The organism is Serratia sp. PAMC26656 (genome assembly GCF_016469055.2).
In the GTDB taxonomy this organism is placed as follows: Bacteria; Pseudomonadota; Gammaproteobacteria; order Enterobacterales; family Enterobacteriaceae; genus Serratia; species Serratia plymuthica.
The window spans coordinates 5,631,387-5,650,231 of sequence record NZ_CP150486.1; the positions used below are offsets into that span (position 1 = coordinate 5,631,387).

The window sequence follows — 18,845 nt, forward strand, 5'->3', positions numbered from 1 at the left end:
TAATTGGCTGTTGTAATATTAGCCCGGAAGCTGTCAATAAAAGGTTTTTATCGGGTGTATGGATTGTTTTTGAACAGTTAACTTGTAATGTTTTGATTTATAATATCTTTTGATCGCCCAATTAGCTAAAGACTGTTTGCGTTACGATGAGCTATAAATCTGAACGAAGCATTATTGTGAGCGGCTCCACGTTTCTCGGTGCAATGCTGGAATAATCAGACAATTAAATTAGCCCTATTATTCCGACCGTTTTCTTGTGAAAATGGCCTGAAATGGAGGAATTTAAATAATTGTTCACCTTTTCGCTACTTATCGATTGAATTCGTTGGTATGCCCCGTATAATTTGCTCGTTTTTTGCTGCTTGACTCAGGACGGCAAAGACAGTTTTATACGTCACTCAGCATACCCCCTCTGGGGTACGGAGAGAACAAACGTCATGTCTGTGTCCCTTTACAGCGGAAAAGTAGCACGCAAACTGCTGTTCCTGCAGTTAATGACTTTTGTTCTGATCAGCGCTGTTTTCTTGCTGAAAAGCCTGGAATGGAGCGCTTCGGCATTGGCAGGTGGTCTCGCCGCCTGGTTGCCGAGTGCAATGTTTATGCTGTTTGCCTTGCGCCATCAGGCGCAGACGCCGGCGCCCGGTCGGGTTGCCTGGTCGTTCGCCATAGGCGAGGGGCTAAAGGTCGTGATCACCATCGTTTTGCTGATCGTGGCGCTTGGGGTGTTCAAGGCGGAATTTATACCGCTTGGCCTGACCTATTTAGCGGTGTTAGTGGTGCAAATTGTGGCACCCGCCGTGATTAACAGTTACCGAAATTAACTAAATAAGGGTAGAGGCATCATGTCTGCAGAGGGATACAACAGTCCACAGGAGTATATCGGTCACCACCTGACGCAGCTTCAGGTCGGGACTGGTTTTTGGTCGATTAACCTCGACTCGATGTTTTTCTCCGTTGTCCTCGGGGTTCTGTTCCTGGTGGTTTTCCGCAAGGTTGCCAAAAATGCCACCAGCGGCGTGCCGGGTAAACTGCAAACCGCAGTAGAACTGGTCGTTGGCTTTGTCGACAGCAGCGTCAAAGATATGTACCACGGCAAGAGCAAGGTGATTGCTCCGCTGGCGCTGACGGTGTTTGTCTGGGTGTTCCTGATGAACATGATGGACCTGATTCCGGTAGACTTCCTGCCGTACATCGGGACTCATCTCGGTCTGCCTGCGCTGCGCGTCGTGCCTACCGCGGACGTCAACGTGACCTTGTCGATGGCGTTGGGCGTATTTATCCTGATTTTGTTCTACAGCATCAAAATGAAAGGCGTTGGCGGGTTCGTTAAAGAGTTAACCATGCAGCCGTTCAACCACCCTGTATTCATTCCTATCAACCTGATTCTTGAAGGTGTCAGCCTGCTGTCCAAGCCTGTTTCACTGGGCCTGCGACTGTTCGGCAACATGTATGCGGGTGAGTTGATCTTCATCCTGATTGCCGGCCTGTTGCCGTGGTGGTCACAGTGGATCCTGAGCTTGCCTTGGGCTATCTTCCACATCCTGATCATTACGCTTCAAGCCTTTATTTTCATGGTTCTGACGATTGTCTATCTGTCGATGGCATCTGAAGAGCACTGATTTTCTTAAAACACTTGCACTTTTAAACTGAAACAAACTGGAGACTGTCATGGAAAACCTGAGTATGGATCTGCTGTACATGGCTGCCGCTGTGATGATGGGTTTAGCGGCAATCGGTGCTGCGATCGGTATCGGCATCCTGGGTGGTAAATTCTTGGAAGGCGCTGCACGTCAGCCTGACCTGATTCCTCTGCTGCGTACACAGTTCTTTATCGTTATGGGTCTGGTTGACGCCATCCCGATGATCGCTGTTGGTCTGGGTCTGTACGTGATGTTTGCTGTCGCGTAAGTAGAGAATTTCTCTACACTGAAACCACACTATTAACTTTTAAAGAGGCATTGTGCTGTGAATCTTAACGCAACAATCCTCGGCCAGGCCATCGCGTTCGTTCTGTTTGTCTGGTTCTGCATGAAGTATGTATGGCCGCCGATTATGGCTGCCATCGAGAAGCGTCAGGGAGAAATTGCTGACGGTCTCGCTTCTGCAGAGCGTGCCAAAAAAGATTTGGACTTAGCGCAAGCCAATGCGACCGACCAGCTGAAAACTGCTAAAGCAGAAGCTCAGGTGATCATCGAGCAAGCAAACAAACGCAAAGCTCAGATCATGGATGAAGCGAAAGCCGAAGCCGAGCAGGAACGTAACAAAATCGTGGCGCAGGCTCAGGCTGAGATCGAAGCCGAACGTAAGCGCGCTCGTGAAGAGTTGCGTAAGCAAGTCGCGATGCTGGCAATTGCCGGTGCCGAGAAGATCATCGAACGTTCCGTGGATGAAGCTGCTAACAGCGACATCGTTGATAAACTGGTCGCTGAACTGTAAGGAGGGAGGGGCTGATGTCTGAATTTGTAACTGTAGCTCGCCCCTACGCCAAAGCAGCTTTTGACTTTGCCGTTGAGCACCAAAGCGTAGAGCGCTGGCAGGATATGCTGGCGTTTGCCGCTGTTGCCACTCGCAATGAACAAATTTCTGAACTGCTGTCTGGTGCTGTCGCGCCGGAGACGCTGTCCAAAACGTTCATCGCTGTTTGTGGCGAGCAGCTCGACGAACATGGCCAGAACTTTATCCGTGTAATGGCCGAAAATGGACGTTTACTGGTTCTTCCTGCGGTGCTGCAGCAGTTCATCGAACTGCGCGCTTTGCTGGAATCCACCGTCGAAGTCGAAGTGCTCTCTGCGAGCGTACTTAACGACGAACAGCAGGCTAAAATTGCCGCTGCGATGGAAAAACGTCTGTCACGCAAAGTTAAGCTGAATTGCAAAATTGACAAGTCTGTTCTGGCTGGCGTGATTATCCGCGCCGGTGATATGGTGATTGATGGCAGCGTTCGCGGTCGTCTTGAACGCCTGACAGACGTCTTGCAGTCTTAAGGGGACTGGAGCATGCAACTGAATTCCACCGAAATCAGCGAACTGATCAAGCAGCGCATTGCTCAGTTCAATGTGGTGAGCGAAGCTCACAATGAAGGTACCATTGTTTCCGTCAGTGACGGGATCATCCGCGTTCACGGTTTGGCCGAAGTTATGCAGGGCGAAATGATCGCGCTGCCAGGCAACCGTTACGCTATCGCATTGAACCTGGAGCGCGACTCCGTGGGTGCCGTGGTTATGGGTCCGTACGCGGATCTGGCCGAAGGCATGAAGGTAAAATGTACCGGCCGTATTCTGGAAGTTCCGGTTGGCCGTGGCCTACTGGGCCGTGTAGTTAACACCTTGGGCGCACCTATCGACGGTAAAGGCCCGGTTGATAACGACGGTTTCTCCCCGGTTGAAGCTATCGCCCCTGGTGTTATCGAGCGTCAATCCGTAGATCAGCCGGTTCAAACTGGCTACAAATCTGTTGATGCGATGATCCCAATCGGCCGTGGCCAGCGTGAGCTGGTGATCGGTGACCGTCAGACCGGTAAAACCGCTCTGGCCATCGATGCGATCATCAACCAACGCGACTCCGGCATCAAATGTGTTTACGTGGCTATCGGCCAGAAAGCGTCCACCATCGCTAACGTGGTGCGCAAACTGGAAGAGCACGGCGCATTGGCAAACACCATCGTTGTGGTTGCTACCGCGTCTGAATCCGCTGCACTGCAATACCTGGCACCCTATGCCGGTTGTGCGATGGGTGAATACTTCCGTGACCGCGGTGAAGATGCACTGATTGTTTACGATGACCTGTCCAAACAGGCCGTCGCTTATCGTCAGATCTCCCTGCTGCTTCGTCGTCCACCAGGTCGTGAAGCTTACCCAGGCGACGTATTCTACCTCCACTCCCGTTTGCTGGAGCGTGCTGCGCGTGTAAACGCCGACTACGTTGAAGCCTTCACCAAAGGTGAAGTCAAAGGCCAAACCGGTTCACTGACCGCTCTGCCGATCATTGAAACCCAGGCAGGTGACGTTTCCGCGTTCGTTCCGACCAACGTAATCTCGATTACCGATGGTCAGATCTTCCTGGAATCCAACCTGTTTAACTCCGGTATTCGTCCGGCAGTTAACCCGGGTATCTCTGTATCCCGTGTGGGCGGTGCAGCGCAAACCAAGATCATGAAAAAACTGTCCGGTGGTATTCGTACCGCGCTGGCACAGTATCGTGAACTGGCTGCGTTCTCTCAGTTCGCTTCCGATCTGGATGATGCGACCCGCAAACAGCTGAGCCACGGTCAGAAAGTGACCGAGCTGCTGAAACAGAAACAGTATGCGCCGATGTCCGTCGCACAACAGTCTCTGGTGCTGTTTGCCGCAGAACGTGGCTACCTGAACGACGTTGAAGTCGCGAAAGTCGTGAGCTTCGAAGCCGCGCTGGTTGCTTACGCAGACCGCGAGCATGCCGAGTTGCTGAACCACATCAACCAAACTGGCAATTTCAACGATGAGATTGAGGGCAAGCTGAAAGCTATCCTCGAGACCTTCAAGAAAACCCAGTCCTGGTAACGCCTAACGGTCCTGCTGTTGAAAGACAGCAGGCCGTCTGGTAATGAGGAGAAGCAGAGATGGCCGGCGCAAAAGAGATACGTAGTAAGATCGCGAGCGTGCAAAACACGCAAAAGATCACTAAAGCGATGGAAATGGTCGCCGCCTCCAAAATGCGTAAATCGCAGGAACGCATGGCGGCCAGCCGTCCTTATGCAGAGACCATGCGCAAAGTGATTGGTCACCTTGCGTTAGGTAATCTGGAATATAAGCACCCGTACCTGGATGAGCGTGACGTTAAGCGCGTCGGGTATCTGGTGGTGTCTACTGACCGTGGTCTCTGTGGTGGCTTGAACATCAACCTGTTCAAGCGGCTGTTGTCAGAGATGAAAGGCTGGTCCGAAAAAGGCGTCGAAGTTGACTTGGCGCTGATTGGCTCTAAAGCGGCTTCTTTCTTTGGTTCCGTGGGCGGCAACGTGGTTGCCCAGGTGACCGGCATGGGGGATAAACCTTCCCTGTCGGATCTGATCGGGCCGGTGAAAGTGATGCTGCAAGCCTACGACGAAGGTCGTTTGGACAAGCTGTACATTGTCAGCAACAAATTTGTCAATACGATGTCCCAGGAACCACAGATCGTTCAGCTGCTGCCGTTACCGCCTTCCGATGACGGTGAGCTGAAGAAAACGTCCTGGGATTACCTGTATGAACCCGATCCAAAAGTGCTGCTTGATACCTTGCTGCGCCGCTATGTGGAATCGCAAGTTTATCAGGGCGTCGTGGAAAACCTGGCCAGCGAGCAGGCCGCACGAATGGTAGCGATGAAAGCCGCAACCGATAACGGCGGTAGCCTGATCAAAGAGCTGCAGTTGGTATACAACAAGGCTCGTCAGGCCAGCATCACTCAGGAACTCACCGAAATCGTTTCGGGAGCCTCCGCGGTTTAAGCTAGGTTTACGAATTACGTAGAGGATTCAAGATGGCTACTGGAAAGATTATCCAGGTAATCGGCGCCGTAGTGGACGTCGAGTTCCCTCAGGATGCCGTACCGAAAGTGTACAACGCTCTTGAGGTAGAAAACGGTGCCAATAAGCTGGTGCTGGAAGTTCAGCAACAGCTGGGCGGTGGCGTGGTTCGCTGTATCGCGATGGGGACCTCTGATGGTCTGCGTCGCGGTCTGAAAGTGACTGACCTGGACCACCCGATTGAAGTACCGGTAGGTAAAGCTACCCTGGGCCGTATCATGAACGTATTGGGTGAACCAATCGACATGAAAGGCGACATCGGCGAAGAAGAACGTTGGGCAATTCACCGTCCAGCGCCAAGCTACGAAGATTTGGCCAACTCCCAGGATCTGCTGGAAACCGGTATCAAGGTTATGGACCTGATCTGTCCGTTCGCTAAGGGCGGTAAAGTGGGTCTGTTCGGCGGTGCGGGCGTGGGTAAAACCGTAAACATGATGGAGTTGATCCGTAACATCGCGATCGAACACTCCGGTTATTCCGTGTTTGCGGGCGTGGGTGAGCGTACTCGTGAGGGTAACGACTTCTACCACGAAATGAACGACTCCAACGTACTGGACAAAGTATCCCTGGTTTACGGCCAGATGAACGAGCCACCGGGTAACCGTCTGCGCGTTGCTCTGACCGGTCTGACCATGGCGGAGAAATTCCGTGACGAAGGCCGCGACGTTCTGCTGTTCGTTGATAACATCTACCGTTATACCCTGGCCGGTACCGAAGTGTCCGCACTTCTGGGCCGTATGCCATCTGCGGTAGGTTATCAGCCAACGCTGGCGGAAGAGATGGGCGTTCTGCAAGAACGTATCACCTCTACCAAGACCGGTTCTATCACCTCCGTACAGGCCGTTTACGTTCCTGCGGATGACTTGACTGACCCGTCACCAGCCACCACCTTTGCCCACTTGGACGCAACCGTGGTACTGAGCCGTAATATCGCTTCTCTGGGTATCTACCCGGCCGTTGACCCGCTGGATTCCACCAGCCGTCAGTTGGATCCGCTGGTAGTTGGCCAGGAGCACTACGATGTAGCGCGTGGCGTGCAGTCCATTCTGCAACGTTACCAGGAACTGAAAGATATCATCGCAATTCTGGGTATGGACGAGCTGTCAGAAGAAGACAAACTGGTCGTATCCCGTGCGCGTAAAATCCAACGCTTCCTGTCTCAGCCGTTCTTCGTGGCAGAAGTCTTTACCGGTTCTCCGGGCAAGTTCGTATCGCTGAAAGACACCATTCGTGGTTTCAAAGGCATTATGGACGGCGACTATGACCACCTGCCTGAACAAGCGTTCTACATGGTTGGCACCATTGAAGAAGCAGTGGAAAAAGCCAAGAAACTGTAACGTCTTGAGAGGAGGGTGATATGGCTATGACTTACCATCTGGATGTAGTCAGCGCGGAAAAACATATGTTTTCCGGCCTGGTGCAAAAGATCCAGGTGACAGGTAGCGAAGGCGAACTGGGGATTTTCCCTGGCCATGCGCCGCTGCTGACTGCCATCAAGCCTGGCATGGTGCGTATTGTTAAACAACACGGTGAAGAAGAGTTCATCTACCTGTCCGGTGGTATCCTTGAGGTACAACCGAGCGTGGTAACCGTGCTGGCTGACACTGCTATCCGTGGAACGGACCTCGACGAAGCGAGAGCGCTGGAAGCTAAGCGTAAAGCTGAAGAGCATATCAGCAGCTCTCATGGCGATGTCGACTATGCTCAGGCATCTGCAGAACTGGCGAAAGCGATCGCGAAACTGCGCGTTATCGAGCTTACCAGAAGATCGATGTAATATTTTGGCGTGTGCATAACGCAGCTAAAATTAAGAAAGCGGCCTATAGGGTCGCTTTTTTTTTGCTTTAAAATAAGCATTTCTACCCGGTGGGCGTTGTGATGTATAACACCCGGCACAGGCTAAAAATGTCTCCGATTGCCGACAGTTATACCCAGGATAACGGGATGTCAGCCTGAGCTGCGGAACGCCTAGTGCCACATGGCTTATGCCGGGTTCGTGCAGAAAAATATGTAGTAATATCGTCACCAAAGGGTTCTACTTTCGTCCATCAAAATGGAGTTATCAGGTTGCTTATGTCGAACAGCGCAATGAGTGTGGTGATCCTCGCCGCGGGCAAGGGAACACGCATGTATTCCGATCTTCCCAAGGTGTTACATCCGTTGGCCGGCAAGCCTATGGTGCAGCACGTCATTGATGCCGCGATGAAACTGGGCGCGAAAAACGTCCATCTGGTGTATGGCCACGGCGGTGACTTGCTGAAAAGTACCCTGACCGATGAAGCGTTGAACTGGGTGTTGCAGGCCGAGCAACTGGGTACCGGCCATGCCATGCAGCAGGCTGCGCCGCATTTTGCCGATGATGAAGACGTGCTGATGCTGTACGGCGACGTGCCGTTGATCTCCGTCGATACGCTCACGCGCCTGTTGGCGGCGAAGCCGCAGGGCGGCATTGGCCTGCTGACGGTGAAGCTGGCTGATCCAAGCGGTTACGGTCGCATCGTGCGTGAGAACGACGATGTGGTGGGTATCGTTGAGCACAAGGATGCCAGCGAAGCCCAGCGCCAGATTACTGAAATCAATACCGGCATTTTGGCCGCTAATGGGCGCGATCTTAAGCGCTGGTTGGGGATGTTGAACAACGACAATGCGCAGGGTGAATTCTACATCACGGATATCATTGCGCTGGCCCATGCCGACGGTAAGAAAATTGAAGCGGTGCACCCGTCACGCTTGAGCGAAGTGGAAGGCGTGAATAACCGCCTGCAGCTGTCGCGGCTTGAGCGTATCTATCAGGCAGAACAATCTGAAAAATTGCTGCTGGCCGGCGTAATGCTGCTGGATCCGGCACGTTTTGACCTGCGCGGGGAACTTGTGCACGGCCGCGATATCTCTATTGATGCTAATGTCATTATCGAAGGGTCGGTAAAGCTGGGGGACCGGGTGAAGATCGGTGCCGGCTGCGTACTGAAAAACTGCGTGATCGGTGATGACTGCGAAATCAGCCCCTACAGTGTGTTGGAAGATGCAGTGCTGGAATCTGCTTGTACCGTGGGGCCATTTGCCCGTTTACGCCCGGGCGCAGAGTTGGCGGAAGGTGCTCACGTCGGCAATTTCGTGGAGATAAAAAAAGCGCGTCTGGGCAAAGGTTCCAAAGCGGGCCATCTGAGCTACCTGGGCGATGCTGAAATTGGCGATGATGTGAATATCGGTGCCGGTACCATTACCTGTAACTATGATGGTGCCAATAAGCATAAAACCGTTATTGGCGACGGCGTGTTTGTCGGTTCCGACACCCAACTGGTGGCGCCGGTTTCCGTTGGCAAAGGTTCCACCATTGCTGCGGGTACCACGGTCACCCGTGATATCGCTGAAAACGAGCTGGTGCTGAGCCGCGTCAAGCAGGTGCATATCCAGGGTTGGCAGCGCCCGGTTAAAAAGAGATAGCCCTTCATCTTTCGAGCCGCAGCGTTGTTGGCTTCATGCCAGAACTCCAGTCACTTACTTGAGTAAGCTCCTGGGGATTCTGGCACTTGCCGCCTGGCTGCAACCCGAAATCTATTGGGCGGTAGTTAAAAAATTATATTTTGTATTGGGCTCCGAAGATGAGCCCAATACAAAATATAATAATCCCCACCATCTACAGGCTCGGGGACGCACGGTAAAAACCGGCAAAATCAGGTCAAGACATCGAAAGCGCCCCGAAAGGCGTTTAATTAGGAATACAACTGATGTGTGGAATTGTAGGCGCAGTAGCGCAACGTGATATTGCAGAAATTCTGTTGGAAGGGTTACGCCGTCTCGAGTACCGCGGTTACGACTCCGCCGGTCTGGCGGTGGTTGATGCCGAAGGCAACGTAAGCCGTTTACGCCGTGTAGGCAAAGTCCATAAACTGACCGAAGCCGCAGAACAACACGAACTGCACGGTGGCACCGGTATTGCTCACACCCGCTGGGCAACGCACGGTGAACCTACCGAAGCGAACGCGCACCCGCATGTTTCTGATTACATCACCGTAGTGCATAACGGCATCATCGAAAACCACGAACCGCTGCGTGAATTGCTGATCGAGCGCGGTTATCACTTCAGCTCTGAGACCGACACCGAGGTGATTGCACACCTGGTGCATTGGGAACAGCGCCAGGGCGGTACGCTGCTGGAAGTGGTGCAGCGCGTGATCCCACAATTACGCGGCGCTTACGGCACCGTGGTCATGGACAGCCGCGATCCTAGCGTGCTGGTGGCTGCGCGTTCCGGTAGCCCGTTGGTTATCGGCCGCGGCGTGGGCGAAAACTTTATCGCTTCCGATCAGCTGGCTCTGCTGCCGGTAACCCGCCGCTTTATCTTCCTGGAAGAAGGCGACGTGGTGGAAGTGACCCGCCGCACCGTCAGCATTTTCGACAAACAGGGGAACGCCATCGAGCGCCCTGAGATCGAATCCAAAGTGCAGTATGACGCCGGTGACAAAGGTGCTTACCGTCACTACATGCAAAAAGAGATCTACGAACAGCCGCTGGCGCTGAAAAACACCCTGGAAGGGCGTTTCAGCCACGGTCAAATTAATCTGAGTGAGCTGGGTCCGCGCGCCGATGAATTGCTGGCGAAGGTGCAACATGTGCAAATCATCGCCTGCGGCACCTCCTATCACTCCGGTATGGTGGCGCGTTACTGGTTTGAAGCGTTGGCCGGCGTGCCGTGCGACGTCGAAATCGCTTCTGAATTCCGCTACCGCAAATCTGCGGTGCGCCCGGGCAGCCTGATCATCACGTTGTCGCAGTCCGGTGAAACCGCCGATACCCTGGCGGCGTTGCGTCTGTCTAAAGAGTTGGGTTATCTCGGTTCCCTGGCGGTGTGTAACGTGGCCGGTTCTTCGCTGGTGCGTGAGTCCGATCTGGCGCTGATGACCAAAGCCGGCACTGAAATCGGCGTAGCCTCTACCAAAGCCTTCACCACCCAGCTTGCGGTGTTGTTGATGCTGGTGGCGCGTTTGGGTCGTCTGAAAGGCATGGCGGAAAGCGTTGAGCATGAAATCGTGCATGCTCTGCAGGCGTTGCCGGCGCGTATCGAACAGATGCTGTCGCTGGACAAAAACATTGAAGCGCTGGCGGAAGGTTTCTCCGACAAGCATCACGCGCTGTTCCTTGGCCGTGGCGATCAGTACCCGATCGCCATGGAAGGCGCACTGAAGCTGAAAGAGATCTCTTACATTCATGCGGAAGCCTATGCGGCAGGTGAGCTGAAACATGGCCCGCTGGCGTTGATCGACGCAGATATGCCGGTCATCGTGGTGGCGCCGAACAACGAACTGCTGGAAAAACTGAAATCCAACATCGAAGAAGTGCGCGCACGCGGCGGCCAGCTGTACGTGTTCGCCGATCAGGATGCCGGTTTCGTCAGCAGCGAAGGCATGACCATCATTCCATTACCGCACGTGGAAGAAATCGTGGCGCCAATCTTCTACACCGTGCCGTTGCAGCTGCTGTCCTATCATGTGGCGCTGATCAAAGGCACCGACGTTGACCAGCCGCGTAACCTGGCGAAGTCCGTCACGGTAGAGTAATCAGCTGCTGTTATGTTTGAAAAGCCGGCCTGAGCGCCGGCTTTTTTATCATTTAATCTTGTTATTCAGGTCTTGTACCGAGCGTTTCAGATCGCTGATTTCGCTTTGGGCATTGTCTTGCCCTTGTAACTTACGTTTCAGATTGTCTATTTCGCTGTTTTGATTTCGGTTCTCGCTTTCCATATCGCTCAGCTTGTCTTGCAGTTTCTTGATGGTCTGTTCCTGAAGCCTTAATTGCTCTTTGAAGCCGTCTAAATCTCCAAGCTCATAATTGGAAATAATGTAGCCTTGGTCGTAATGGCTCCAAAGAAGGATCTTATCGGTACTGCCGCTCGATTGCTTGCTGCGCTGTAATCCATCCGCCGCCGTGGCGTTGGCCATAGCCAGCAAACAAAGGCTAACCGTTGACAATATAAGTATTTTTTTCATATGCAGTCCCTTTGCTTGGGCAAGATATAACAGAATGTTTCAGGTGAAATAATAGCCTAATCAAGGTGTTAATTGTACTCTTGGTTCCGTGTAATATAACTGTCATATTTCGTACATTTTACTGTCACCAAACTGTCCTATTTTCCCTCCTGCAGCAATACTTACTCTGATGAAAACGACTTGAAGTCGATTTTTGAATATCCCATTAGGAGGGATTATGAAACTGATGCGTACCACCGTCGCCAGTATTGTGGCAGCGACTTTCTCCCTGACCGCCGTGTCCGCGTTCGCTGCTGCCAGCCTGACCGGTGCAGGTGCGACATTCCCCGCTCCGGTGTATGCCAAGTGGGCAGATTCTTATCAGAAAGAAACCGGCAACAAAGTTAACTATCAGGGGATCGGCTCCTCTGGCGGCGTGAAGCAAATCATCGCCAACACCGTTGACTTTGGTGCTTCTGATGCCCCGTTGTCTGACGACAAACTGGCGGCAGATGGCCTGTTCCAGTTCCCTACCGTGATCGGCGGCGTAGTGCTGGCCGTTAACATCCCGGGCATCAAATCCGGTGAATTGACTCTGGACGGCAAAACGCTGGGTGATATCTACCTGGGCAACGTGAAGAAATGGAATGACCCGGCAATCACCAAGCTGAACCCGGGCGTCAAGCTGCCGGATCAGAATATCGCCGTGGTACGTCGCGCTGACGGTTCAGGCACCTCTTTCGTGTTCACCAGCTACCTGTCTAAAGCCAACGCGCAATGGAAAGAGAAAATCGGCGCAGGCTCTACCGTTAACTGGCCAACCGGTCTGGGCGGCAAAGGCAACGACGGCATTGCCGCGTTCGTACAGCGTCTGCCAGGCTCTATCGGCTACGTTGAATACGCTTACGCCAAGCAAAACAACCTGGCTTACACCAAGCTGATTTCTGCCGACGGCAAGCCGGTCAGCCCAACCGAAGAGAGCTTCAGCGCCGCCGCTAAAGGCGTGGACTGGAGCAAAACTTTCGCTCAGGACCTGACTAACCAGAAAGGCGATGGTGCGTGGCCAATCACTTCCACCACCTTCATCCTGGTGCACAAAGAGCAGAAAAACCCGGCTCAGGGCGCAGAAGTGCTGAAGTTCTTTGACTGGGCGTACAAAACCGGCGCCAAGCAGGCCAACGATCTGGATTACGCCTCTCTGCCTAACGAAGTGGTTGAGCAGGTGCGTGCAGCATGGAAAACCAACGTAAAAGACAGTTCCGGTAAAGCACTGTACTAAAGAACGCAGGGGCGCGGGTTCACCGCGCTCCAGCCTATTTTGCAGGGCTCACCCATTGAGCTCGCCAGGGTTAAAACAGAGAGTGATCTATGGCTGAGTACAAGCCGACCATTAAAGCACCGAGTAAAAATGGTGATGTCATCTTCAGCGCGCTGGTCAAACTGGCGGCGCTGATTACCCTATTGTTGCTGGGCGGCATTATTGTTTCGCTGATTTTCGCCTCCTGGCCGAGCATGCAGAAATTCGGCTTCTCTTTCCTGTGGACCAAAGAATGGGACGCGCCTGCCGAGCAGTTCGGTGCGCTGGTTCCGATTTACGGTACCGTCGTCACATCGTTGATTGCCCTGATTATTGCCGTACCCGTGAGTTTCGGTATCGCGCTGTTCCTGACCGAGCTGGCGCCAAACTGGTTGAGACGCCCACTGGGCATCGCTATTGAGCTGCTGGCGGCAATCCCGAGTATCGTTTACGGCATGTGGGGCCTGTTCGTGTTCGCGCCGCTGTTTGCCGAATATTTCCAGACTCCGGTTGGCGACGTGTTGTCCGGCATTCCGATTGTCGGCGAGCTGTTCTCCGGCCCGGCGTTCGGTATCGGTATTCTTGCTGCCGGGGTGATCCTGGCGATCATGATTATTCCTTATATCGCCGCCGTCATGCGCGACGTGTTCGAACAGACTCCGGTGATGATGAAAGAGTCCGCCTATGGCATCGGCTGCACCACCTGGGAGGTGATGTGGCGTATCGTGCTGCCGTTTACCAAGAATGGCGTGATTGGCGGCGTGATGCTGGGACTGGGCCGCGCGTTGGGGGAAACCATGGCGGTGACCTTCATTATCGGTAACACCTACCAGCTCGACAGTGCTTCACTGTATATGCCGGGTAACAGCATTACCTCTGCGCTGGCCAACGAATTCGCCGAAGCGGAATCGGGAGTGCATACCGCCGCGCTGATGGAACTGGGCCTGATTCTGTTTGTTATCACCTTTATCGTCCTGGCGTTGTCGAAGTTGATGATCATGCGTCTGGCCAAGAAAGAGGGGCGCTAACGTGGCGACTATGGAAATGCAAAACGACGTGGCGTTGTTAGAAAGCCGCCGCAAAATGCAGGCCTGGCGCCGCCAGAAGAACCGGCTGGCGCTGTTCTTGTCGATGGCGACCATGGTATTCGGCCTGTTCTGGCTGGTGTGGATCCTGTTCTCCACCGTGACCAAAGGCATCGACGGCATGTCGCTGGCGTTGTTCACCGAAATGACGCCGCCGCCGAACACCGCAGGCGGTGGCCTGGCGAACGCCATCGCCGGTAGCGGCTTGTTGATCCTGTGGGCTACCGTGTTCGGTACGCCGCTGGGCATCATGGCCGGCATTTACCTGGCGGAGTACGGTCGTAAATCCTGGTTGGCGGAAGTCATCCGCTTTATTAACGATATTTTGCTGTCGGCGCCATCGATAGTCGTGGGCCTGTTCGTCTACACCATTGTGGTGGCGAAAATGGAGCACTTCTCCGGCTGGGCCGGGATCATCGCGCTGGCTTTGTTGCAGGTACCTATCGTTATCCGTACCACTGAGAACATGTTGAAGCTGGTGCCGGATACGCTGCGTGAGGCGGCTTACGCGCTGGGTACGCCGAAATGGCGCATGATTTCTGCCATCACGCTGAAAGCCTCGATCTCCGGCATTATCACCGGCGTGTTGCTGGCCATTGCGCGTATCGCCGGGGAAACCGCACCGCTGCTGTTTACGTCGTTGTCGAATCAGTTCTGGAGCACCGACCTGATGCAGCCGATAGCCAACCTGCCGGTCACCATTTTCAAATTCGCCATGAGCCCGTTCGCCGAATGGCAACAGTTGGCCTGGGCCGGGGTGCTGTTGATTACCCTGTGTGTACTGTTACTGAATATCCTGGCGCGTGTGGTTTTCGCCAAGCAGAAGCATTCATAAAATTTTGAGCGCTGCCGTGGCGGCGCTGATGAAAAGAGAGAAGTCTTGATGAGTATGGTTACTGACGCTTCCAGCAGCAAAATTCAGGTACGCGATCTGAACTTCTACTATGGCAAATTCCATGCGCTGAAAAACATCACGCTGGATATTGCCAAGAACAAGGTCACCGCGTTTATCGGTCCGTCCGGCTGTGGCAAATCCACTCTGCTGCGTACTTTCAACAAGATGTACCAGCTGTACCCCGAGCAGCGTGCTGAAGGCGGCATCCTGCTGGATGGGCAGAACATTCTGACCGACAACTCGGATATCGCCCTGCTGCGCGCCAAAGTCGGCATGGTGTTCCAGAAACCGACGCCGTTCCCGATGTCGATTTACGACAATATCGCCTTCGGCGTGCGCCTGTTTGAAAAGCTGTCGCGTGCCGACATGGACGAGCGCGTCCAGTGGGCGTTGACCAAGGCGGCGTTGTGGAACGAAACCAAAGACAAGCTGCACCAGAGCGGTTACAGCCTGTCCGGCGGCCAGCAACAGCGCCTGTGCATCGCACGCGGCATCGCCATTCGCCCGGACGTTTTATTACTGGATGAGCCTTGCTCGGCGCTGGATCCCATCTCCACCGGCAAAATCGAAGAGCTGATCAGCGAACTGAAGTCTGACTACACCGTGGTGATTGTGACCCACAACATGCAGCAGGCCGCGCGTTGCTCTGACTCCACGGCATTTATGTATCTGGGCGAACTGATCGAGTTCAGTGATACTGATAACCTGTTCACCGCGCCACAGAAAAAACAGACCGAAGACTACATCACCGGCCGCTACGGTTGATTACGGGAACCCAAATGGACAACCTGAATTTAAATAAACACATTTCCGGCCAGTTCAACGCAGAACTTGAGCACATCCGTACCCAGGTGTTGACCATGGGCGGGCTGGTGGAACAGCAACTGACCGACGCCATCACCGCGATGCATAATCAGGACGGTGAACTGGCCAAACGCGTTATCGAAGGTGACGCCAAGGTCAATATGATGGAAGTGGCGATCGACGAAGCCTGCGTGCGCATCATTGCCAAGCGCCAGCCGACCGCCAGCGATTTGCGTCTGGTGATGGCGATCATCAAGACCATCTCCGAGCTGGAACGTATCGGCGACGTGGCGGATAAAATTTGTCGCACCGCGCTCGAGAAATTCTCGCACCAGCATCAGCCGTTGCTGGTCAGCCTGGAGTCGCTTGGCCGCCATACCGTGCAGATGCTGCATGACGTGCTGGATGCCTTTGCGCGTATGGATCTGGATGAAGCTATCCGGATTTACCGCGAAGACAAGAAGGTCGATCAGGAGTATGAGGGCATCGTCCGTCAGTTGATGACCTATATGATGGAAGATACCCGCACTATTCCAAGCGTGCTGACTGCGCTGTTCTGCGCCCGTTCGATCGAGCGTATCGGCGACCGTTGCCAGAACATCTGCGAATTTATTTTCTACTTCGTGAAAGGTCAGGATTTCCGTCACATTGGCGGCGATGCGCTGGAAAAATTGTTGTCTGCCGACGGCAAAGAAGAGAAAAAAGAGTAATTTTCCCCGCGAGTTACTCCCCGGAAGGCGCAGAAAACTGCGCCTTTATGCTGTTTAAAACCCTCAAAGATAAAAAGGTTATAAATATAGCTTTTTATATTATTTCCTGACCTAAGTCGCTCTTGCTAGCTTATCAGCCAGCAGGACATCACCCACTTAGGAGCTTTTCATGAAACACCGCGCTTTGGCCTTAACTCTGTTAGCCAGCCTGACCAGCCTTGCCACCGGCGCCGCACATGCGGACAAACTCGACGACATCAAGAAAGCCGGCGTAGTGCGTATCGCGGTGTTCGACAGCAACCCGCCGTTCGGCTATATCGATCCGCAAAGCAAAAAGTTGGTCGGTTATGACGTTGATGTTGCAGACGCGATCGGCAAGGCGTTGGGCGTAAAGGTTGAGCTGCGCGCTACCAACCCGGCTAACCGCATTCCTTTGCTGGTATCGAAGAAGGTCGATTTGATCGCCGCCAACTTCACCATTACCGACGAGCGCGCCAAGGAAGTGAATTTCAGCGTGCCGTATTTCGCTACCGGCCAGAAATTTATCGCCCGTAAAGGCGTGCTGAAAACCCCGGAAGACATTAAAAAGCTGCGCATCGGCGCGGATAAAGGGACGGTGCAGGAAATCACCCTGCGTGAACATTACCCAACCGCAAAAGTGATCTCTTACGACGATACTCCGCTGGCCTTTGTGGCGTTGCGTAACGGTAACGTACAGGCGATCACTCAGGATGACGCCAAGCTGGTTGGCCTGCTCGGCAACCTGCCGGCGGCGCAGAAAGCCGATTTTGAGATCTCACCGTTCAGCATCACTAAAGAGTACCAGGGCGTCGGCATTCCAAAAGGGGAAGATCGCCTGACCGCCAGCATTAACGACACGCTGATTAAGCTGGAAAAAGACGGCGAAGCGGTTAAGATCTATGACCGCTGGTTCGGCCCGGAAACCAAAACCGCCCAACCGCGCGGCGATTTCAAGATCGCGCCTTTGGATCAACAGCCAAAAGCCTGACGATCTGGAGTGCCGATATCTGAACGGAGGGGGCGCAGCTTGCTGCGCCCCTGATGCATTTGGCAAAACAAGGATTGAACATGAATTTGGACTGGCTGCTGGCGCCTCAGTATCTGGGCTGGTTATGGGATGGCTTCCTGCTGACGCTGTGGCTTTCCGCTTGCGCGAGCCTGGCGGCCACGCTGTTGGGCTTGATACTGACGGCGATGCGTGACAGTAGCCTGCGCCCGCTGCGCTGGCTGGCGGTGGGCTACAGTTCGTTGTTTCGCAATACGCCGCTGTTGGTACAGCTGTTCTTCTGGTATTTCGCTGCCGGGCAAATCCTGCCTTCCTCCGCCATGCAGTGGCTGAACACTTCGCATCAAATCGGGCCAATCGCCTGGCCGTCGTTCGAATTTCTCGCCGGCTTCTTTGGTCTGACGCTGTATTCCACCGCCTTTATCGCCGAAGAGATCCGCTCAGGTATCCGTGGCGTCGCAGGCGGGCAAAAATACGCGGCCAATGCGCTGGGGCTTACCGGCTGGCAGGCCATGCGTTACGTGGTGCTGCCGCAGGCGCTGAAAATTGCCTTTCCGCCGTTGTTGGGCCAATACATGAACGTGATAAAAAACTCTTCGCTGACCATGGCGATCGGCGTTGCCGAGTTGTCTTACGCCTCGCGTCAGGTGGAAACCGAAACGCTGCGTACCTTCCAGGCGTTCGGCGTTGCGACGGTGTTGTACATCGCCATCATTGCGTTATTGGAAGGCTGGGGCATGTGGCGACAGCAACGTAAACCCCTGGGAGGGCACTAACATGGATTTCAGCGTTATTTACGACAATCTGGGGTATTTATTATGGGGCACCTGGCCGGATGGGCCGTTGGGCGGCGCGGCGTTGACGCTGGCGATAAGCCTGATGGCCGGTGTGGCTTCGGCTGTCCTCGGCACGCTGCTGGGCGTGGCGTTGGCGATGTCGCGCGGCGTAGCCGCCGGGTTATTGGCTGCGGTGCTGGGCTTTTTCCGCGCAATCCCGGTCATCATGCTGATTTTTTGGACCTACTTCCTGCTGCCGATCCTGTTTGGCGTGGATATCCCGGAGATCACTACCGTGGTCTGCGCATTGGCGCTGATCGCTTCGGCCTATCTGGCCCATGCGGTGAAGGCAGGCATTGTCGCCATTGGTCCCGGCCAGTGGCAGGCCGGTTTATCGCTGGGGCTGACGCGTTGGCAAACGCTGCGCATGATCGTGCTGCCGCAGGCGTTGCGCATGATGGTGCCGTCGTTTATCAACCAGTGGATTTCCCTGATCAAGGACACTTCGCTGGCTTATATCGTGGGCGTCAGCGAACTGACCTTTCTGGCGACCCAGGTCAATAACCGCAGCATGGTTTACCCAATGGAAGTGTTCCTGTTTGTCGCGCTGGTGTACTTCGTGTTCTGCCTGGCGCTTGATCTGCTGGCCAATGCGGTCAACCGCCGCCTCAGCCCGCAGGCCAGGGCATTGAAACGTTCCTGGCGCTGGTGGCGCAACAAACCGCCGCTGCCGGCGAGCTGATCGG

Annotated in this window: 20 protein-coding genes; 19 read left to right on the plus strand and 1 reads right to left on the minus strand. The window is 54.1% G+C overall.

Annotation, left to right across the window (positions count from 1 at the left end; genetic code table 11):
• The first annotated feature begins 437 nt into the window (after positions 1-437).
• The 11 genes from atpI (at position 438) to glmS (ending at position 11,097) form a co-directional block, all read left to right on the plus strand.
• Positions 438-821, plus strand: coding sequence for a F0F1 ATP synthase subunit I (gene atpI / locus JEM67_RS27340; protein ID WP_004950471.1), 384 nt, complete (start codon positions 438-440; stop codon positions 819-821).
• Positions 822-842: 21 nt separating this feature from the next.
• Positions 843-1,619, plus strand: a complete 777-nt coding sequence (atpB, locus tag JEM67_RS27345; RefSeq protein WP_199636360.1) for a F0F1 ATP synthase subunit A — start codon at positions 843-845, stop codon at positions 1,617-1,619.
• 49 nt (positions 1,620-1,668) lie between these two features.
• Positions 1,669-1,908: a F0F1 ATP synthase subunit C gene (atpE, locus tag JEM67_RS27350; RefSeq protein WP_004093904.1), complete on the plus strand. Its 240-nt coding sequence runs from the start codon at positions 1,669-1,671 to the stop codon at positions 1,906-1,908.
• Positions 1,909-1,965: 57 nt separating this feature from the next.
• Positions 1,966-2,436, plus strand: coding sequence for a F0F1 ATP synthase subunit B (gene atpF / locus JEM67_RS27355; RefSeq protein ID WP_004950476.1), 471 nt, complete (start codon positions 1,966-1,968; stop codon positions 2,434-2,436).
• 14 nt (positions 2,437-2,450) lie between these two features.
• Complete coding sequence (gene atpH / locus JEM67_RS27360; RefSeq protein WP_004950480.1) at positions 2,451-2,984, plus strand: F0F1 ATP synthase subunit delta; 534 nt, start codon at positions 2,451-2,453, stop codon at positions 2,982-2,984.
• Between the two features lie 12 nt (positions 2,985-2,996).
• On the plus strand, positions 2,997-4,538 hold the full coding sequence (gene atpA, locus JEM67_RS27365; RefSeq protein ID WP_006321797.1) for a F0F1 ATP synthase subunit alpha: 1,542 nt from the start codon (positions 2,997-2,999) through the stop codon (positions 4,536-4,538).
• Between the two features lie 59 nt (positions 4,539-4,597).
• The gene (gene atpG, locus JEM67_RS27370) at positions 4,598-5,461 is read left to right on the plus strand and encodes a F0F1 ATP synthase subunit gamma (RefSeq protein ID WP_013815069.1); all 864 of its coding nucleotides are present in this window, start codon (positions 4,598-4,600) and stop codon (positions 5,459-5,461) included.
• A 32-nt stretch (positions 5,462-5,493) separates the two neighbouring features.
• Positions 5,494-6,876, plus strand: coding sequence for a F0F1 ATP synthase subunit beta (gene atpD, locus JEM67_RS27375; protein ID WP_012004485.1), 1,383 nt, complete (start codon positions 5,494-5,496; stop codon positions 6,874-6,876).
• Between the two features lie 20 nt (positions 6,877-6,896).
• The gene (locus tag JEM67_RS27380; protein ID WP_004950490.1) at positions 6,897-7,316 is read left to right on the plus strand and encodes a F0F1 ATP synthase subunit epsilon; all 420 of its coding nucleotides are present in this window, start codon (positions 6,897-6,899) and stop codon (positions 7,314-7,316) included.
• A 296-nt stretch (positions 7,317-7,612) separates the two neighbouring features.
• A complete protein-coding gene (gene glmU / locus JEM67_RS27385) occupies positions 7,613-8,983 on the plus strand; it encodes a bifunctional UDP-N-acetylglucosamine diphosphorylase/glucosamine-1-phosphate N-acetyltransferase GlmU (RefSeq protein ID WP_199636361.1) in 1,371 nt (456 codons plus the stop codon).
• 284 nt (positions 8,984-9,267) lie between these two features.
• A complete protein-coding gene (gene glmS / locus JEM67_RS27390) occupies positions 9,268-11,097 on the plus strand; it encodes a glutamine--fructose-6-phosphate transaminase (isomerizing) (protein ID WP_006321790.1) in 1,830 nt (609 codons plus the stop codon).
• Positions 11,098-11,145: 48 nt separating this feature from the next.
• Here the strand turns inward: glmS and JEM67_RS27395 are convergent, their stop codons facing one another.
• Positions 11,146-11,526: a hypothetical protein gene (locus JEM67_RS27395; RefSeq protein ID WP_199636362.1), complete on the minus strand. Its 381-nt coding sequence runs from the start codon at positions 11,524-11,526 to the stop codon at positions 11,146-11,148.
• A gap of 217 nt (positions 11,527-11,743) precedes the next feature.
• Here JEM67_RS27395 and pstS point away from each other — a divergent pair, with 217 nt between their 5' ends.
• The 8 genes from pstS (at position 11,744) to JEM67_RS27435 (ending at position 18,841) form a co-directional block, all read left to right on the plus strand.
• Positions 11,744-12,784, plus strand: a complete 1,041-nt coding sequence (gene pstS / locus JEM67_RS27400) for a phosphate ABC transporter substrate-binding protein PstS (protein ID WP_004950502.1) — start codon at positions 11,744-11,746, stop codon at positions 12,782-12,784.
• An 89-nt stretch (positions 12,785-12,873) separates the two neighbouring features.
• Positions 12,874-13,830 carry a phosphate ABC transporter permease PstC gene (gene pstC, locus JEM67_RS27405; protein WP_006321788.1) on the plus strand — a complete coding sequence of 319 codons (957 nt, stop codon included), beginning with the start codon at positions 12,874-12,876 and terminating at the stop codon, positions 13,828-13,830.
• Position 13,831: 1 nt separating this feature from the next.
• Complete coding sequence (pstA, locus tag JEM67_RS27410; protein WP_013815072.1) at positions 13,832-14,722, plus strand: phosphate ABC transporter permease PstA; 891 nt, start codon at positions 13,832-13,834, stop codon at positions 14,720-14,722.
• Positions 14,723-14,776: 54 nt separating this feature from the next.
• Positions 14,777-15,547 (plus strand): phosphate ABC transporter ATP-binding protein PstB, encoded by a 771-nt coding sequence (gene pstB, locus JEM67_RS27415; RefSeq protein WP_369982368.1) that lies wholly within the window; start codon positions 14,777-14,779, stop codon positions 15,545-15,547.
• Positions 15,548-15,561: 14 nt separating this feature from the next.
• Positions 15,562-16,296: a phosphate signaling complex protein PhoU gene (gene phoU / locus JEM67_RS27420; RefSeq protein ID WP_013815073.1), complete on the plus strand. Its 735-nt coding sequence runs from the start codon at positions 15,562-15,564 to the stop codon at positions 16,294-16,296.
• A 169-nt stretch (positions 16,297-16,465) separates the two neighbouring features.
• A complete protein-coding gene (locus JEM67_RS27425; RefSeq protein ID WP_004950512.1) occupies positions 16,466-17,305 on the plus strand; it encodes an ABC transporter substrate-binding protein in 840 nt (279 codons plus the stop codon).
• An 80-nt stretch (positions 17,306-17,385) separates the two neighbouring features.
• Positions 17,386-18,099, plus strand: a complete 714-nt coding sequence (locus tag JEM67_RS27430; protein WP_004950513.1) for an amino acid ABC transporter permease — start codon at positions 17,386-17,388, stop codon at positions 18,097-18,099.
• Between the two features lies 1 nt (position 18,100).
• Positions 18,101-18,841 carry an amino acid ABC transporter permease gene (locus JEM67_RS27435; RefSeq protein WP_004950516.1) on the plus strand — a complete coding sequence of 247 codons (741 nt, stop codon included), beginning with the start codon at positions 18,101-18,103 and terminating at the stop codon, positions 18,839-18,841.
• The last annotated feature ends 4 nt before the right edge of the window (positions 18,842-18,845 follow it).

What these genes read in the sequence shown, in the direction of transcription:
- atpI (WP_004950471.1), top strand. Translation starts at nt 438, where the DNA reads ATGTCTGTGTCCCTTTACAGCGGAAAAGTAGCACGCAAACTGCTGTTC.
- atpB (WP_199636360.1), top strand. Translation starts at nt 843, where the DNA reads ATGTCTGCAGAGGGATACAACAGTCCACAGGAGTATATCGGTCACCAC.
- atpE (WP_004093904.1), top strand. Translation starts at nt 1,669, where the DNA reads ATGGAAAACCTGAGTATGGATCTGCTGTACATGGCTGCCGCTGTGATG.
- atpH (WP_004950480.1), top strand. Translation starts at nt 2,451, where the DNA reads ATGTCTGAATTTGTAACTGTAGCTCGCCCCTACGCCAAAGCAGCTTTT.
- atpA (WP_006321797.1), top strand. Translation starts at nt 2,997, where the DNA reads ATGCAACTGAATTCCACCGAAATCAGCGAACTGATCAAGCAGCGCATT.
- atpG (WP_013815069.1), top strand. Translation starts at nt 4,598, where the DNA reads ATGGCCGGCGCAAAAGAGATACGTAGTAAGATCGCGAGCGTGCAAAAC.
- atpD (WP_012004485.1), top strand. Translation starts at nt 5,494, where the DNA reads ATGGCTACTGGAAAGATTATCCAGGTAATCGGCGCCGTAGTGGACGTC.
- JEM67_RS27380 (WP_004950490.1), top strand. Translation starts at nt 6,897, where the DNA reads ATGGCTATGACTTACCATCTGGATGTAGTCAGCGCGGAAAAACATATG.
- glmU (WP_199636361.1), top strand. Translation starts at nt 7,613, where the DNA reads ATGTCGAACAGCGCAATGAGTGTGGTGATCCTCGCCGCGGGCAAGGGA.
- glmS (WP_006321790.1), top strand. Translation starts at nt 9,268, where the DNA reads ATGTGTGGAATTGTAGGCGCAGTAGCGCAACGTGATATTGCAGAAATT.
- JEM67_RS27395 (WP_199636362.1), bottom strand. Translation starts at nt 11,526, where the DNA reads ATGAAAAAAATACTTATATTGTCAACGGTTAGCCTTTGTTTGCTGGCT.
- pstS (WP_004950502.1), top strand. Translation starts at nt 11,744, where the DNA reads ATGAAACTGATGCGTACCACCGTCGCCAGTATTGTGGCAGCGACTTTC.
- pstC (WP_006321788.1), top strand. Translation starts at nt 12,874, where the DNA reads ATGGCTGAGTACAAGCCGACCATTAAAGCACCGAGTAAAAATGGTGAT.
- pstB (WP_369982368.1), top strand. Translation starts at nt 14,777, where the DNA reads ATGGTTACTGACGCTTCCAGCAGCAAAATTCAGGTACGCGATCTGAAC.
- phoU (WP_013815073.1), top strand. Translation starts at nt 15,562, where the DNA reads ATGGACAACCTGAATTTAAATAAACACATTTCCGGCCAGTTCAACGCA.
- JEM67_RS27425 (WP_004950512.1), top strand. Translation starts at nt 16,466, where the DNA reads ATGAAACACCGCGCTTTGGCCTTAACTCTGTTAGCCAGCCTGACCAGC.
- JEM67_RS27430 (WP_004950513.1), top strand. Translation starts at nt 17,386, where the DNA reads ATGAATTTGGACTGGCTGCTGGCGCCTCAGTATCTGGGCTGGTTATGG.
- JEM67_RS27435 (WP_004950516.1), top strand. Translation starts at nt 18,101, where the DNA reads ATGGATTTCAGCGTTATTTACGACAATCTGGGGTATTTATTATGGGGC.